The organism is Mesorhizobium sp. B2-1-3A, assembly GCF_006442655.1.
GTDB lineage: Bacteria > Pseudomonadota > Alphaproteobacteria > Rhizobiales > Rhizobiaceae > Mesorhizobium.
Window position 1 is genome coordinate 24,249 of sequence record NZ_VFWK01000006.1, and the last position, 15,315, is coordinate 39,563.

12 protein-coding genes and 1 riboswitch are annotated in these 15,315 nt (G+C 63.5%); of the genes, 6 read left to right on the forward strand and 6 right to left on the reverse strand.

All coding sequences use genetic code 11. The annotated features are described in order from the left end of the window. Positions 1-213: 213 nt before the first annotated feature. The 3 genes from FJ977_RS24715 (at position 214) to FJ977_RS24725 (ending at position 4,301) form a co-directional block, all read left to right on the forward strand. On the forward strand, positions 214-1,866 hold the full coding sequence (locus FJ977_RS24715; protein ID WP_140774799.1) for a DUF882 domain-containing protein: 1,653 nt from the start codon (positions 214-216) through the stop codon (positions 1,864-1,866). Positions 1,867-2,037: 171 nt separating this feature from the next. Beyond that, positions 2,038-2,943 (forward strand): MurR/RpiR family transcriptional regulator, encoded by a 906-nt coding sequence (locus tag FJ977_RS24720; RefSeq protein WP_140774800.1) that lies wholly within the window; start codon positions 2,038-2,040, stop codon positions 2,941-2,943. Between the two features lie 41 nt (positions 2,944-2,984). Continuing rightward, a complete protein-coding gene (locus tag FJ977_RS24725; protein WP_140774801.1) occupies positions 2,985-4,301 on the forward strand; it encodes an ArgE/DapE family deacylase in 1,317 nt (438 codons plus the stop codon). 22 nt (positions 4,302-4,323) lie between these two features. Here the strand turns inward: FJ977_RS24725 and FJ977_RS24730 are convergent, their stop codons facing one another. From FJ977_RS24730 to FJ977_RS24750, 5 genes are all read right to left on the reverse strand, one after another. After that, positions 4,324-5,358: a branched-chain amino acid ABC transporter permease gene (locus tag FJ977_RS24730; RefSeq protein WP_140774802.1), complete on the reverse strand. Its 1,035-nt coding sequence runs from the start codon at positions 5,356-5,358 to the stop codon at positions 4,324-4,326. Next, the gene (locus tag FJ977_RS24735) at positions 5,355-6,230 is read right to left on the reverse strand and encodes a branched-chain amino acid ABC transporter permease (RefSeq protein ID WP_140774803.1); all 876 of its coding nucleotides are present in this window, start codon (positions 6,228-6,230) and stop codon (positions 5,355-5,357) included. Before FJ977_RS24735 ends, FJ977_RS24730 begins: the two co-directional genes overlap by 4 nt. Positions 6,231-6,342: 112 nt before the next feature. Next, a complete protein-coding gene (locus tag FJ977_RS24740) occupies positions 6,343-7,056 on the reverse strand; it encodes an ABC transporter ATP-binding protein (protein WP_056566014.1) in 714 nt (237 codons plus the stop codon). Beyond that, a complete protein-coding gene (locus tag FJ977_RS24745) occupies positions 7,053-7,790 on the reverse strand; it encodes an ATP-binding cassette domain-containing protein (RefSeq protein WP_140774804.1) in 738 nt (245 codons plus the stop codon). The genes FJ977_RS24740 and FJ977_RS24745 overlap by 4 nt, the downstream gene beginning before the upstream one ends. A gap of 3 nt (positions 7,791-7,793) precedes the next feature. After that, positions 7,794-9,047 carry an ABC transporter substrate-binding protein gene (locus tag FJ977_RS24750; protein WP_140774805.1) on the reverse strand — a complete coding sequence of 418 codons (1,254 nt, stop codon included), beginning with the start codon at positions 9,045-9,047 and terminating at the stop codon, positions 7,794-7,796. 191 nt (positions 9,048-9,238) lie between these two features. On the opposite strand from FJ977_RS24750, the gene FJ977_RS24755 reads away from it, so the two are divergent. The 3 genes from FJ977_RS24755 to FJ977_RS24765 all read left to right on the forward strand — a co-directional run bounded on the left by FJ977_RS24755 (position 9,239) and on the right by FJ977_RS24765 (position 14,476). Then, on the forward strand, positions 9,239-10,057 hold the full coding sequence (locus tag FJ977_RS24755; RefSeq protein ID WP_140774806.1) for an alpha/beta hydrolase: 819 nt from the start codon (positions 9,239-9,241) through the stop codon (positions 10,055-10,057). A gap of 69 nt (positions 10,058-10,126) precedes the next feature. After that, a riboswitch (cobalamin riboswitch) is annotated at positions 10,127-10,339 on the forward strand. Between the two features lie 105 nt (positions 10,340-10,444). Further along, a complete protein-coding gene (locus FJ977_RS24760; protein ID WP_140775207.1) occupies positions 10,445-13,333 on the forward strand; it encodes a ribonucleoside-diphosphate reductase subunit alpha in 2,889 nt (962 codons plus the stop codon). A 24-nt stretch (positions 13,334-13,357) separates the two neighbouring features. Further along, positions 13,358-14,476 (forward strand): ribonucleotide-diphosphate reductase subunit beta, encoded by a 1,119-nt coding sequence (locus FJ977_RS24765; protein WP_140774807.1) that lies wholly within the window; start codon positions 13,358-13,360, stop codon positions 14,474-14,476. Between the two features lie 83 nt (positions 14,477-14,559). On the opposite strand, the gene FJ977_RS24770 is transcribed toward FJ977_RS24765, so the two are convergent. After that, the gene (locus tag FJ977_RS24770; RefSeq protein WP_140774808.1) at positions 14,560-15,306 is read right to left on the reverse strand and encodes a CbtA family protein; all 747 of its coding nucleotides are present in this window, start codon (positions 15,304-15,306) and stop codon (positions 14,560-14,562) included. Between the last annotated feature and the right edge of the window lie 9 nt (positions 15,307-15,315).

The window sequence follows — 15,315 nt, forward strand, 5'->3', positions numbered from 1 at the left end:
GAATTCAGTCCGGGCAGCGGCCAGTGCGGAAAGGCTCATTCCCGATACGGACACGATTCGTTAACCAAGATGCTGTTCATCGACAGGACGAGTTGTGGGACGGATGCCCGTCTGCCTGTTCAAGCCTGCTTGTCAGGTCGAGGTTTTCGAAAAGAAGGCTCAGCAGCCGGCGAAAGACGTCAAATCGCCCGAAACAGAAACAATGTGCAAGGCATGAACGTGATTGAAAGCGAACAGAACGCGCCCGGCGCCTCCCATCGTTGGACATGGCTGCCGGCCATCGTGGTCGCGTTCCTTTGCCTGTGCGTCACCAGCGCGTCCGCCGAGACGCGCGCCTTGAGGATTCAACATCTTCATACCGGCGAGAAGGCCGAGATCGTCTTCAAGCGCAATGGGCGCTACGATCAGGCGGGATTGAAGAAGATCAATTTCATGCTGCGCGACTGGCGCCGCAACGAGCCGACCAGGATGGATCCGCGTCTGCTCGACCTCGTCTGGCAGGCCTATCGCGCCAGCGGCTCGACATCCTACATCCATGTCGTCAGTGCCTATCGCTCGCCCGCGACGAACGCCATGCTGCGCAGCCGCTCGAAGGGCGTGGCCCGGGAAAGCCAGCACATGGTTGGACGCGCGATGGATTTCTTCCTGCCGGACGTGCCGCTGAAGAAGCTGCGCGACATCGGCCTCAAGATGCAGGGCGGCGGCGTGGGCTACTACCCGACCTCCGGTTCGCCTTTCATTCACATGGATGTCGGCAATGTGCGGCATTGGCCGGGCATCAGCCGGCAGGAACTTGCCAGGGTCTTCCCGAACGGCAACACGCTGCACGTGCCGAGCGACGGCCGGCCGCTGCCCGGCTATGACCAGGCGCTTGCCGCCTACAAGTCGCGCAAATCCGCCGGCACGCCCAATATTGAGCTGGCAAGCGCCGACGGCGGTCAACGCAGGCCGGCGCGTGGCCTGCTGGCGACGCTTCTGGGCGGGCGCGGCGCGGACGACGCGGAGGATGTCGCGGAGGCCGTGCCGGCGCCACGCAAACCGGCGAGGTCCGTTGAACCCAAGACCGCCGCCGGGCAGGGCATCGCCATCGTGCCGCCGGAGGCAGCCCAGCGGGCGGACATCCAGATGGCTACCGCCGGTGTGGCCGAAGAACCGCTCGCCGAGCAAAACAGCAGAACACCGGAAGCAATCGTCATGGCGATGGCGCCCAGTGCGGTGCCGTTGCCCGCCTTCGCCCCGCGCGCCGAGCCGACCACCAGCATACCGACGCCGCAAACCGCACCGTTCACGATAGCCAGCGCGTCCACAGCGCGTGCTGAATTGCCGGGCGCCAAGCCGGCGGCAGCCAATGCCGAAATGCCCTTGGGCAAGACGGATGCCGCTCCAGCGGCCGTCGCGCCGGACATGGTGGCGCTCAACATCCCCTTGCCGACATGGCGGCCGCAAAGTCAGACAAGCCCGGCGCCTCAGCCGGAAGCAGCCAAATCCGCTGATGCCGTCGCTGCCTTGCTGGCCATGCATCATCCTGACGATGGGCATGGACTGGCCGCTCGGCAGGTCGCGGTCCCTGCATCGAAATCCGAAGATCGCGTCAGGACGAGCCCGAAGGCCGACCGTGTCCAGCCACGTCTCGATCCCGAAGCCACCGCCATGATCGTGCCGGCCGCGTCGACCGGTCGACCGCTTGCGGCACGCCTTGGCATAGCCGCCGGGCCAACGACGGCACCTGTCATCGCCGCCAATTTCATCCGCACGGCGCCGGAGCAGGTCTATCTCGACGGATTCCAGCCGCGTGGACAGACGTCCGATCACCGCCGCTTCACCGGCTCGGCGGTCAAGTTCCTGCCCATCGCCAGCTTCAAATAGGGCCGGACGCAGCCGTTCGACCCGGCGTGGACAGGTGTGGTGCAATATGGATGCTCGGGCCGTCACCCCTGCCGAAGCCGCGCTGACGGCTCTGTAAGATATTTTCCAAATTTGACAATCACGCATGAAATTGTAAGGTAATCGTCTTCCCGTCAGCGAGAGGCGATGACCATGTCGATCCGCGAAGAACTGGCCAACACGACCTTGGCGTTCACGTCGGCGGAAGAAAAGATCGTCCAGGTCCTGCTTGCCGATTATCCGATGTCGGGACTTGGAACAGCGACCCGTCTGGCACGGCGCGCCGGGGTCAGCGACCCGAGCGTGACACGGCTGATGACCAAGCTCGGCTATGTCGGCTTCGCCGATTTCCAGGCGCGTCTGCTCACCGAGGTCGAATCCAGGCTGCACTCGCCGCTGCTGATGATGGAGGCCAAGCGCCCGGGCGGCTCCAGCGAAGGCACCGCACTGGCCTATTTCCACTCGGTCTCCGACAGCCTGGAGCGCACGCGCACGGCGGTGCCGCTGCAGGCTTACACGCGCGCGGTCAATTTGCTGCTCGAGACCAAGGGCCAGGTCGTGCTGCTGGGCGGCCGCTTCAGCCGGCATATCGCCTCCATGCTTGCCGGTTACCTCCTGCAATTCCGCTCCGGCGTACGCGACATCGGTTCGCTCAGCCCTGCCGATTTCGATCTCCTGATCGACCTTGGCAGGCGCGACCTTCTCGTCGTGTTCGACTATCGGCGCTACCAGTCGGACGTGGTGAGCTTCGCGCAACAGGCGCATGAACGCGGCGTCTCCGTGCTGCTGTTCACCGACGTCTGGCTGTCGCCGATCGCCGAGATCGCCGACCTGACCATGGTCGCGGCGATCGACGCCAATTCACCCTTCGACACGCTGGCCACCGCCGTGGCGCAGATGGAGACCGTCTTCGCCCATGCGCTGGAAGGCCATGGCGCCGGGGTGCGCAAGCGCATCGAGGACATCGAGAAGATCCGCAGCGCCAATGCCGTCACCCTCGATGCCGCCCTCTCGGCACCGGACAACGAAACCGCCAAACCCAGACCCCCCAGGAAATAGCGTCGAAGCGCCGGCGCGGCGATGCGAGGAAGGAAACGACTATGCCCGACACCCAGACCATCATCGATGCCGTGCAGGCCGAGATCGAGGCCGACCGCGATTGGCTGATCGGGCTGACCCGCGACATGGTCCGCATCCCCTCGGTCAATCCCAAATTCGAATCCAACCCGGCGATCAACCGCGAGGCGGATGTCCAGGCGCTGCTCGAACCGATCCTCAAGCGGGATGGCTTCCGCACCGAACAATGGGATGCCTTGCCCGGCCGGCCCAATCTGGTTGGCGAGTGGGCTGGAAACGAAGACCGCAGCCTGATCCTGTGCGGACATATTGATGTGGTGCCGGTCGGCGAGATGAAGGATTGGTCCGTCGATCCGTTCGGCGGCGAGATCACCAATGGCCGGCTCTATGGCCGCGGTGCGGTCGACATGAAGGGCGGCGTCGCGGCCTGCGTCGCCGCCGCGCATGCGATCAAAAAGGCCGGCATCACGTTGCAAGGCCGATTGGCGATCCATTCCGTCGTCGACGAGGAGGCCGGGGGCTTCGGCGCGATAGACGCGGTGAAGAGGGGCAAGCTCGCCAAGGCGGTGCTTGTCGCGGAGCCGACCTGGGGCGACGTGCTGCCGGTCGAGGGCGGTCTTGAATGGGCGCGGGTGACGATCCGTGGCCGCAACGCGCATTCGGCGCTGCGCTACAACGAAATCTATCCGCAGCGCCACGACAAGGACCGGCTGAAGCCGGGCGTCAACGCGATCGAGATCGCGGCGCGCTTCATTGCAGCCGTCCGCCAGTATGAGTTGGACCGGACGCGGGCAAAGTCGCATCCGCTGCTGCCGCTCGGCATGAACACCATCAATATCGGCGTCGTGCATGGCGGCACAGGTCTTGGCGAGCATGGCCTGCCGACGGTGATGACCAACCCGGCCATCATCCCCGATGTCGCCGTGCTCGATCTCGACATGAAGTTCCTGCCGGATGAGAATTCTGCCGACTATCGCCGCGACTTCGAAAATTTCGTTCATCATTTCGCCCAGACCGACGCCTGGCTGCGCGACAATCCGCCGACCATCCAGTGGGAGCTCGGCGGTCTGCATTTCCCGCCGATGAACACGCCGGTCGACCATCCGCTGGTGACGTCGCTGATGAAGCGCAAGGCCGCGGTCGGAAAGGCGCCCGAGGCACGCGGCTTCGTCGCCGTGTGCGATGCCGCGCACTATGCCGGCGCCGGTGTCGACGGCGTCATCTTCGGTCCATCGGGCGATGGTTTCCATGGCGCCAACGAATATGTCGAGGTGGAGTCGGTGGTCGAGACCGCCAAGGTGATTGCCGCTTCGGTGATCGACTGGTGCGGCGTCCGCTGAGCAGCGCTGCTGTTTCGGGCACTCAGGCCGGGCGTTTGATCCGCCCGGCGACGGCACCCCATGCGGCCTTGATCATGCCGGCCAGCCCGCTCGGATAGGCCAGCATCACGCCGATGATCAGCACCGCAGTGATCATCGGCCGCCATGCCCCGAAATCGGCCATCCACTCGGCAAAGACGGTCAGCACGAAGGAGGCGATGATGGCGCCATAGATGGTGCTGGTGCCGCCGAGCAGCACCATCGACAGGATGATGGTCGCCAGGCTCATGCCGAAGACGTCGATCGAGGCATTGCGCTGGTAAGCGGCATAGAAGGCGCCTGCAACACCGGTGAAGAAGGCGCTGGCCGCAAGCGTCAGCATGCGCTGGCGCACGATCGAGATGCCGCGGCTGATGGCGTATTCCTCATTGTCGCGCAACGCCACGATGCTGGCGCCGGCACGCGAGCGCACGAACACGCGCAGGAACAAAGTGCTTGCCACGAGCAGCGCCAGGGCGATGTAGAAATAGGCGAACTTGCCGTCGCGGACCATGTTGTGGTCGAACCAGTAGAGGCCTGGAATGCGCACGATGCCTTGCGTGCCGCCGGTGATGTCGGACTGGCTGAGGATCACCTGCATCACCAGCTGCGCGAAGCCGAACGTCACGAGGATGATGTAGATGCCTTTCAGCCGCAGGATCGGGATGGTCACCAGGATCGCCGCCAGCGTGGCGATGATGCCGCTGGCAAACAGCGCGACCCAGGGGTCGAGTCCGGCCAGCTTGGTCAACAGGCTGTAGGCATAGACGCCGATGCCGAACAGCGCCAGATGGCCGAAATTGAAGACGCCGCCATAGCCGAGGCTGAGGTCCCAGTTCGAGGCGACGATGGCATAGATGAAGGCCATGATCAGGATGTGGCGGGCATAGGTGTCGCCGAAGACCAGCGGCAGCAGTGCCAGCAGCGCGAAGCCGAGCACGAAGCCGACGGCCTCATGCTTCCACGGCGTGCGGCCCGGCGCGATCGGGGTTGCCGCTGCTGTGCGGACTGGTGCCATCGTCGAGGTCGTGTCGGTCATGCGAGGCCTCGCGAGCGGCTGGCGAAGATGCCCTCGGGGCGCACCATCAGGGTCAGGATAAGCACGCCGAACAGCAATGCCGGCGTCCAGTAGAGGCCGAAATAGTAGCTGCAGGCGGCCTCGAAGAAGCCGATCAGGTAAGCGGCGAAGATTGGTCCCGATATGCTCGATATGCCGCCGAAGACGACGACGATCAGCGCCTTGAGCAGCGGGTCGCTGCCCATGACAGGCGACATGAAACGATAGCCGCCCATGAAGATGCCGGCCAGCCCCGCCAGCGAAGCGGCGATGGCGAAGGCCAGCCCATAGAGCGCGGTCACGTTCAGTCCGACCAGATGGCTGGCATCCTCGTTCTGCGCCACTGCGCGCAGCGCCAGCCCAAGCCGTGTGCGGTTGAGGAACATCCACAGGGCCGCCAGGATCAGCGGCGTGATGACGATGATGGCGATCTGGTGCAGCGAAACGCCGACGCCGCCGATGGTGGCGTTGCCGTCGACCAGCGCCGGGATCTGCTTCGAACGCGGCCCCCAGATGGTCAGGGCGCCGTTCTCGATCAGCGAGCCGGCGGCAAGCGTGGTGATGACGACGACCAGCACGATGTTGGGCCGGCCGATCAGCGGCCGCACGACGCTCGCCTGCAGTATCCAGCCGACGCCGGCCATGACGACGACAGCGACCGGAAAGGCCACCGCTGCCGGCAGGCCGAGTTCGACCAGTTGCCACGCGATGTAGGCGCCCAGCATCATGAACACGCCATGGCTGAAATTGAACACGCCGATCGTCGTCCAGACCAGGGCGAGCCCAACCGCCATCATGGCGTAGAGCGAGCCCTGGAACAGGCCGCCGAACAGGATTTCCGCCAATGCGCTCATGTTCGGATCCTCAAGCATTTTGCAGCCAAGCGGCATCGCTTGGCGTCGCAGAAATGCGGCAAAAACAAACCGATAGAGCGGGATGCCGGAGCCAATTCAATTGCATCCCGCTCTAGTGGCCAAAGTACATCGACATGATCTCGCCGTGGTCGAGGCTTTCGCCCGGCTTGATCTCGGTCGCCACCGCGCCATGATTGACGAGGTAGAGTTGCTGCGTCAGTTCGAGCAGGAATTCGATGTCCTGCTCGACGACGATCAGCGGCACGCCGCCGCGCGAAATGTCCATGACGGACGCACAGAGCTCGTCCTTGATCTTGGGCGCCAGCCCCAGCGTCGGCTCGTCGAGGATCAATAGCCGCGGATGGCTCATCAGCGCCGTGCCGATCGACACCATCTGGCGCTCGCCGCCCGACAGCGTGCGCACGCGCTGGCGCCAGCGTTCGGCCAGTTTGGGGAACAGCTTGACCACCTTCTCGCGGTTTTCGGCCTCATGCGGGCGGGCGCGCGACGAATAGGCGCCCAGCGCCATGCAGTCGGCGATGGAGAGGTCGGGAAACAGCCGGTTGCCTTGCGGCACATGGATCAGCCCAGTGCCGACGATGGCGCGAGCGCTACGGCCGGCGATGTCCTGCCCGTCGAACAGGATGCGGCCGCTTTTCGGCTGCAGCAGCCCGGAGATGGCGCGCAGCAGCGTCGTCTTGCCATGGCCGTTGGGCCCGAACAGGCCGACATTGCCGAAACGGCCTGCCTCCAGCGAAATGTCGTGCAGCACGGTTACGCGGCCATAGCCTGCGGTCACGCCCTCGACGGTGAGAATGGGATTCACGCCACCGCCCTCCTGGTTCCGAGATAGGCTTCGATGACGCGCTGGTCGGCGATCACGCTCCCCGGTTCGCCGGCGGCGAGTACGCGGCCATTGTTGAGCACCAGCAGGTGCTGCGACAGGCTCATCAGGAAGGTCAGCACATGCTCGATCAGGAGGATGGTGATGCCGCGTTCGGCGGTGCGGCGGATCAGGCCGATCGATGTCTCGATCTCGGGTTTGGTCAGGCTCGACGCCGGCTCGTCGAGCAACAGCATGCGCGGCTGCATGGCGATCGCGGTCGCAAGCATCAGGCATTTGCGCTCGAAGACGGACAGTTCGCCGGCCAGCCTCCCGAACGACGCGGAGCCCAGTCCGACGAACTCCAACGCTTCGGCGGCGGCTTCGCGGGCGGCAGCGGCCGCCTTTTCCTGCTTGCCGTAGCTTGCGCCGATCAAGGCGTTCTCGAAAACGGTCAGCCCGTCGAAGGAGGTCTCGCGCTGAAAGGTGCGGGCAAGGCCGAGGCGCGCGATGGCGTGCCCTGGTCTGCCGTTGATGGCGGTCCCGTCGAAGCGGATGCGGCCCCGGTCGGGTCCGAACGGGATGCCGGTGATGATGTTGAACAGCGTGCTCTTGCCGCTGCCGTTCGGGCCGGCGATGCCGAAAATCTCGCCGGCCTCGACCTTGAACGACACGCCATCGACGGCCTTCAACGAACCGAAGGCCTTCGACACGTCGTCCAGTTCAAGCAGGGCCATCCCTCACTGCATCCAGGGCTGTGGCTTGAAGGCGCCTGTTGCGTATTTCTCCGGCGAGATCAGCGTGCGCTGGCCGTCCCAGATCTGGAAGAAGGTGATCGGGATATAGTCGTCGCCCTGCGTGGCAAGGTGGGTTGCGGGATCGAACTTCAGCCGACCCTCGGCGACCTGCTTGTCGGTCTCCGACAGCGCTTTCATGATCGCGGCATGGTCCGATGCGCCGCCGACCTTCTTGACCGCGTCGAAATAGACATTGGTCATTTCGTAGAGGCCAACGCCGTAGGTCCCGCTCTCGACACCGTATTTCGCCTTGAACTTGGCCGCCACCTCGTCGGCGCGCGGGTTCTTCGGCGTCGTCAGCGCCCCGCCCAGGAGATTGTAGATCACACCGTTCGACTTCTTGCCGGTCAGTTCGACGAATTCCGGAACGCTCGGCGCATATTGCAGGAAGACCAGGCTCTTGGTCGGCTGCTCGAGGAACTGGTTCAGGAAGGATGCCGAATTGCCCGGCAGATAGTCGGTATTGATGACGACGTCCGGGACATTCTCGCGCACCTTGGCGAGGATCGAGCGCCAGTCGGTCACTTCGCCGAACGGAACGATCTCGTCGACCGTGATGGTCCAGCCCTTTTCCTTGAAGGTCTTCTTCATGCCTTCGGAGATGGTCTTGGAATAGGCGTTGTCGGAGGAGATGATGGCGACCTTCTTGGTCGGCAAGGTGATCTTGCCGTCGGCCGCGAGCTTCTCGACGAACAGGGTGAGGTCGGTATTATAGGCGTCGAAGGACGGCGTCAGCGACCAGCAGCACATGTATTTGTCAGGGTTCGGCGCGATGATATCCTTGGTCTGCTGCGAGGTGGCCGCGAGCATGTAGGGCATCTCGGCCTCGGCCATGTTGTCGATCTCGAAATTCGTCAAGCTGGCGTAACCGGTGAGCATGAACTGCACGCCGGGATCGCCAAGCAGGCGCTCGACCGCGCTGGTGACATTGCCAGCGGACTGATCCTTGACGTCGCCGACCACCAGTTCGAACGTGTTGCCGGCAACGCCGCCGGCCGCGTTTGCCTCGTCGATCGCCATCTGTACGCCGCGCTGGAATTCCTGCCCGTCCGCCGCGGCGGGCCCGGTGATAGGCGCGAGCAGGCCGATCTTGACGACGTCGGCGAAAGCGGGCGCGCTCGCCGTGGCAAACACGCCGATCAGCGCGCTGCTCATCAGCATATGGCGGATTCTGTTGCCTGCGGATTTGGATTTCATCGTGCGGTTCCCTGTTTTCCTCCCGTTCATCGGGAGTTGGATAATTGACAATCTACGCATAATTGTTCTTATTTGAAAAGGATTTTTCAACGCAGCCTGACCGGGAAGACGGTTCCCGCAAAAGGTATGGAAGCCGTGGCGCTTTGCTGCGCATCTGCACTAAAACAAGGCAATTCCAGACGGAGCGGACCATGACGATCTCGCAGAAGACCCTTGAAACCAGCCACGGCAAGATCGCCGTTCGCGAGACCGGTGGCAAAGGCACCGCCGTGTTGCTGATCCACGGCAATTCCTCTTCCGGAGCTGTTTTCCGCAACCAGCTCGAGAGCCAGTTGGGCGAGCGCTACCGTATCATCGCTCCCGATCTGCCGGGCCACGGGGCATCAGGTGATGCGATCGATCCGGACCGCTCCTACAGCATGGAGGGCTATGCCGATGCGATGACCGAAGTGCTGGGGCTGCTCGGCATCGACAAGGCCATCGTCTTCGGCTGGTCGCTTGGCGGCCATATCGGATTGGAGATGATCGACCGCTTTCCCGGCCTGCTCGGCCTGATGATCACAGGCACCCCGCCAGTGGCGCCCTTGGAGGTCGGCAACGGCTTCAAACCGAGCCCGCACATGCACCTTGCCGGACAGGAAAGTTTCACTGCCGCCGATGTCGAGGCCTATGCGCGCAGCACCTGTGGTGAGCCGTTCGAGCCGTTTCTCCTCGACACTGTCGCACGCACGGACGGTCGCGCACGGCGCCTGATGTTCGAGAAGTTTGCGGCCGGCACCGGCCGCAACCAGCGCGAGATCGTCGCCGGCAAGACGCCGCCCATCGCCGTTCTGAACGGCATCGACGAACCGTTCGTCAACACCGATTTCGTCGCGGCCGTGAAGATTTCCAACCTGTGGGAAGGCAAGGCGCATCTGCTCGACAATTCAGGCCATGCGCCGTTCTGGGATTCGCCCGGCCGCTTCGATCCAATCTTCGCCCGCTTCCTGGCGAGCGTCGACAGGGCTTAGGGTCGACGCCCCTGTTGACGATCCAAAAATTCGAATCATCAAGCCATTGACAGGTTGGGGTCCGGAGACGCTACATGTAGCCATCGTGGTTCTTTCGAATCTGTTTGGATTCGGGAGCTAAGAGGGAAGCCGGTGAGCGATTCTTCGCAATGCCGGCGCTGCCCCCGCAACTGTAAGCAGCGAGCTTAAGTCGAGTAATGCCACTGGCGTGGACGCGCTGGGAAGGCCGACGGAAGCGACGACCTGCGAGCCAGGAGACCTGCCGCGATGAATTTGAACGTCCACGGGCGGGGTGTCCCGGTGGTGCGCTTGCTGCGGCCGGATCTCCGGCCGTCACTCAGGCATGCGTGCGCCAAGGCCTCCGTCTCCAACCAATCGGGGATCATGATGCCGGCGACTTCCACCATCCAGACCAACGGGACCGATCGGGTTCCTTTCCCTCTCATCGATACGTCAGCCCAGCGTGCGCGGCCGGCCTATCAGGTCATCCGCCGCAACGGCTCGGTGACGCCGTTCGACGCCACCAAGATCGCGGTTGCGCTGACCAAGGCTTTTCTGGCGGTCGAGGGTTCGGTGGCCGCCGGTTCGCGGCGTGTCCACGACGTCGTGGAGGAACTGACCGCGCAGGTTATGGCAGCGCTCACCCGCCGTGCGGACGCTGGCCGCACCTTCCACATCGAGGAGATCCAGGACCAGGTCGAACTGGCGCTGATGCGCAGCGAACACCACAAGGTGGCCCGCGCCTATGTGCTCTACCGCGAGGAGCGCAGTCGCGACCGCCAGGCCCACAGCGCGAGCGTGGCGGACGCGTCGTCGTCGGTGCTCAAGGTCAAGGCGGACGACGGCAGCCTGGCGCCGCTCGACGAGGCGCGGCTGCGTCGGGTCATCGACGAGGCCTGCGCCGGCCTGGAAGCGGTTTCAGCTGAAACCATCCTCACCGAGACCAGGCGCAACCTCTATGACGGCATCACGCTGGATGAATTGTCGCTGGCGCCGATCCTGGCGGCGCGCACGCTGGTCGAGACCGAACCGAACTATGCCTTCGTCAGCGCCCGCCTGCTGCTCGACCGGCTGCGGCGCGAGGCGCTGAGTTTTGTCGCCGGCAGGGCGGAACAGGCGACGCATGCCGAGATGGCGAGCCGCTACGCCTCCTATTTCCCGCAATGTATGTCCACCGGCATCAAGGCCGAACTGATCGATCCCGAACTTGGCCGCTATGATCTCGCCCGCCTCGGCGCCGCGCTGAAGCCGGAGTGCGACCTGCAGTTCCAGTTCCTCGGCCTGCAGACGCTCTACGACCGCTATTTCCTGCACGCCAGCGGCAAGCGCTTCGAACTGCCGCAGGCCTTCTTCATGCGCGTCGCCATGGGGCTTGCCATCAGAGAGATCGACCGCGAGGCGCGCGCCATCGAATTCTATGACCTGCTGTCGTCTTTCGACTTCATGGCCTCGACCCCGACGCTGTTCAATTCCGGTACGCTCAGGCCGCAGCTGTCCTCATGCTTTCTGACCACGGTCGCCGACGATCTCGACGGCATCTTCAAGGCCGTGAAGGACAATGCGCTGCTCGCCAAATATTCGGGCGGGCTCGGCAATGACTGGACGCCGGTGCGTGGCCTCGGCGCCCACATCAAGGGCACCAATGGCGAGAGCCAGGGCATCGTGCCGTTCCTGAAGGTCGCCAACGACACGGCGATCGCCGTCAACCAGGGCGGAAAACGCAAGGGCGCGGTCTGCGCCTATCTCGAGACCTGGCATGTCGACATCGAGGAGTTCCTCGACCTGAGGAAAAATACCGGCGACGACCGCCGCCGCACGCATGACATGAACACCGCCAACTGGGTGCCGGACCTGTTCATGAGCCGCGTCGAAGCCGATGCCGAGTGGACGCTGTTCTCGCCTGATGAAACGCCCGACCTGCACGACCTCTACGGCACGGCCTTCAAGGTGGCCTACGAAGCCTTTGAGGCGAAGGCCGCCGCCGGCGGTGTCAAGGTGTTCAAGAAGGTTCGCGCGCTCGACCTGTGGCGCAAGATGCTGACCATGCTGTTCGAGACTGGGCACCCCTGGATCACCTTCAAGGACCCCTGCAACATCCGCTCGCCGCAAGGCCATGTCGGCGTCGTGCATTCCTCGAACCTGTGCACCGAGATCACGCTCAACACCTCGAAGGACGAGGTCGCCGTCTGCAATCTGGGTTCCGTCAATCTCGCCAACCACGTCACCCTGAAAGGCCTCGACCTCGATCACCTGGCGCGGACGACCGGTACGGCGATGCGTATGCTCGACAATGTCATCGACATCAATTTCTACACCATCCCCGAGGCACGGCAGTCCAATCTGCGCCACCGTCCGGTCGGTCTCGGCCTGATGGGTTTCCAGGATGCGCTGCAGGCGCTGCGGATTGCCTATGCTTCGCCCGAGGCGATAGCCTTCGCCGACATCAGCATGGAGGCGATCGCCTACAACGCGATTTCCGCTTCCTGCGATCTCGCCGCCGAACGCGGCCGCTATCCCAGCTTCGAAGGTTCGCTCTGGTCGAAAGGCGTGCTGCCGATCGACTCGATCGGGCTGATGTCGGACGCGCGCGGCGCGAAGGGCGACATGGATTGCTCATCGACGCTCGACTGGGAGAGCCTGCGCAAGCGGGTCAGGAAGACCGGCATGCGCAACTCCAACACCATGGCGATCGCACCTACGGCGACGATTTCCAATATCTGCGGCGTCGCGCAGTCGATCGAGCCCGCCTACCAGAACCTGTTCGTCAAATCGAACATGTCTGGCGACTTCACCGTGGTGAATGCCGCGCTGGTGCATGACCTCAAGGCCCGCGGCCTGTGGGACGAGGTGATGGTCTCCGACCTCAAATATTTCGATGGCTCGGTCGGCCAGATCGACCGCGTGCCCGACGACCTCAAGGCGCTCTACGCCACCGCCTTCGAGATCGACTCCGCCTGGCTGATCGAGGCGGCGTCGCGGCGCCAGAAATGGATCGACCAGTCGCAGTCGCTCAACCTCTACATCGCCAATCCCTCCGGCAGGAAGCTCGATGAACTCTACCGGCTGGCGTGGCGCATGGGCCTGAAGACCACCTACTATCTGCGCTCGCGCTCGGCCTCGCATGTCGAGAAATCGACGCTCAAGGGCACCGACGGAAAGCTCAATGCGGTGTCGTCGGTTGCCGCCGTTGCAGCCGCTCCAATCGTCATCAGTGAGGATGCCGCCTGGGGCAAGGCCTGCGCCGTCGACGATCCCGAATGCGAAGCCTGCCAGTAAGCAGCAAAAGAACAGGAAGAAAAAATGCTCGATTGGTCAGAACCAACCACCGCCGCCCGCCATCCCGCGCCGACGGAGCCTCCGCTCGCCGATGCCACCGGCCTTGGTCTCATCGAACGCGGCGGCGGCCGCGTTCGTGTCGACGACAAGCGCATGATCAACGCGCGTGCCGACGTCAACCAGCTGCTGCCCCTGAAGTATCGCTGGGCCTGGGAAAAATACCTCAACGGCTGCAACAATCACTGGATGCCGACCGAAGTGTCGATGCAGGCCGACATCGCGCTGTGGAAGTCGAAGGACGGATTGACGGAGGATGAGCGGCGCATGCTGAAGCGCAATCTCGGCTTCTTCGCCGCATCGGAATCGCTGGTCGCCAACAACATCGTGCTGGCGATCTACCGGCATCTCACCAACCCGGAATGCCGGCAGTATCTGCTGCGGCAAGCCTTCGAGGAGGCGGTGCACACGCACACCTTCCAGTACATCGTCGAAAGCCTCGGCCTGGACGAAGGCGAGCTGTTCAACATGTACCGTGAGGTGCCGTCGATCACCGACAAGGCGGCCTGGGCGCTCAAGCACACGCAGCATCTCGACGATCCGGATTTTCGCACCGGCACGCCGCAGGCCGACCAGTCGTTCCTGCGCGACCTCGTCGCCTTCTACGTCATCTTCGAGGGCATGTGGTTTTACACCGGCTTCGCGCAGATCCTGTCGCTTGGCCGCCGCAACAAGATGGTGGGTATCGCCGAGCAGTACCAGTACATATTGCGCGACGAATCCATCCATCTGAATTTCGGCATCGACGTCATCAACCAGATCAAGATCGAGAATCCGCATCTGTGGACGAAGGCGTTCCAGGAGGAGGTGCGCGGCATGATCCGCACGGCGGCCGAACTCGAGGCCGCCTACGGACGGGACACGATGCCGCGCGGTTTCCTTGGCCTCAATGCGGCCCTCTGCGAAACCTACATGCACTTTATCGCCAACCGCCGCTGCGCCCAGCTTGGCCTGCAACTGGTCTTCGCCGAGGTCGAGAATCCGTTCCCGTGGATGTCCGAGGCCATGGACTTGAAGAAGGAAAAGAACTTCTTCGAGACCCGCGTCATCGAATACCAGAATGGCGGTGCGCTAGCCTGGGACTAACAGCTCGCAGCTATTCGCGAACGATAGAACGGCGGCCATGAAGGGCGCCGCACTATACAGCCTCCTCAACCTTCGGAACGTATTTAACGCAAGGCAGGACGAGAGGACGCCGAACGCGAGCCCTGATCGGCGAAGCTGCGCTCGGCGATGGCGCCGAAGACAAGACCGATGGTGGTCCACAGCACCATATGGATGCCAAGCGAGGCAACACGGAAGCGCCACAAGAGATCGGCCGAGAATTTCTCCGGCACTTCGTTGATGGTTGGCAGCACGTACATGGCGACCGTTATGACCGCGATGAATGCCGCGCCCGCAATGATCGTTGCGTTCCAAGGGCCATACTGTGCCCAAAGCCTTCGTGACAGCCCGACCGCCGCCGTCAATGCGGCAATGGAGATCACCAGCATGATGAAGAACAGCACTGTCCGCGACCCTATCGTGTCGGGATTGCCGACCGAAGGTGGATTGGCGGGATATTTTAGGTCCGGAACCAGAACGATTGAAACGAAGGCTGCCAGGGCCAGTACTGCGGAGGTGGCGCGCGGTCCCAGGCTGCTGATGCGGCCATAGGTGTAGGCGAAGACCAGCGAAAACAGCCCGCCGATCGACGTGGCATAGACCAGCACGCCGGTCAGGAGGCCGAACCCGGCCTGTGTAGGACGGCTGACGAGTTCAGGCTCGGGCGCTTCGCCAGCGGCCTGGGCGGTTTGTTCCTCGAAGGCAATGGCCCGGTCGACCTGCGGCTCGCCGTAGATCTTGGCAAAACCAAATGCGAGAAGCCCTGCGACGATGCCGACCAGCATGCCGCGCAGCAGAAGACTACCAACCATGTTCATGAT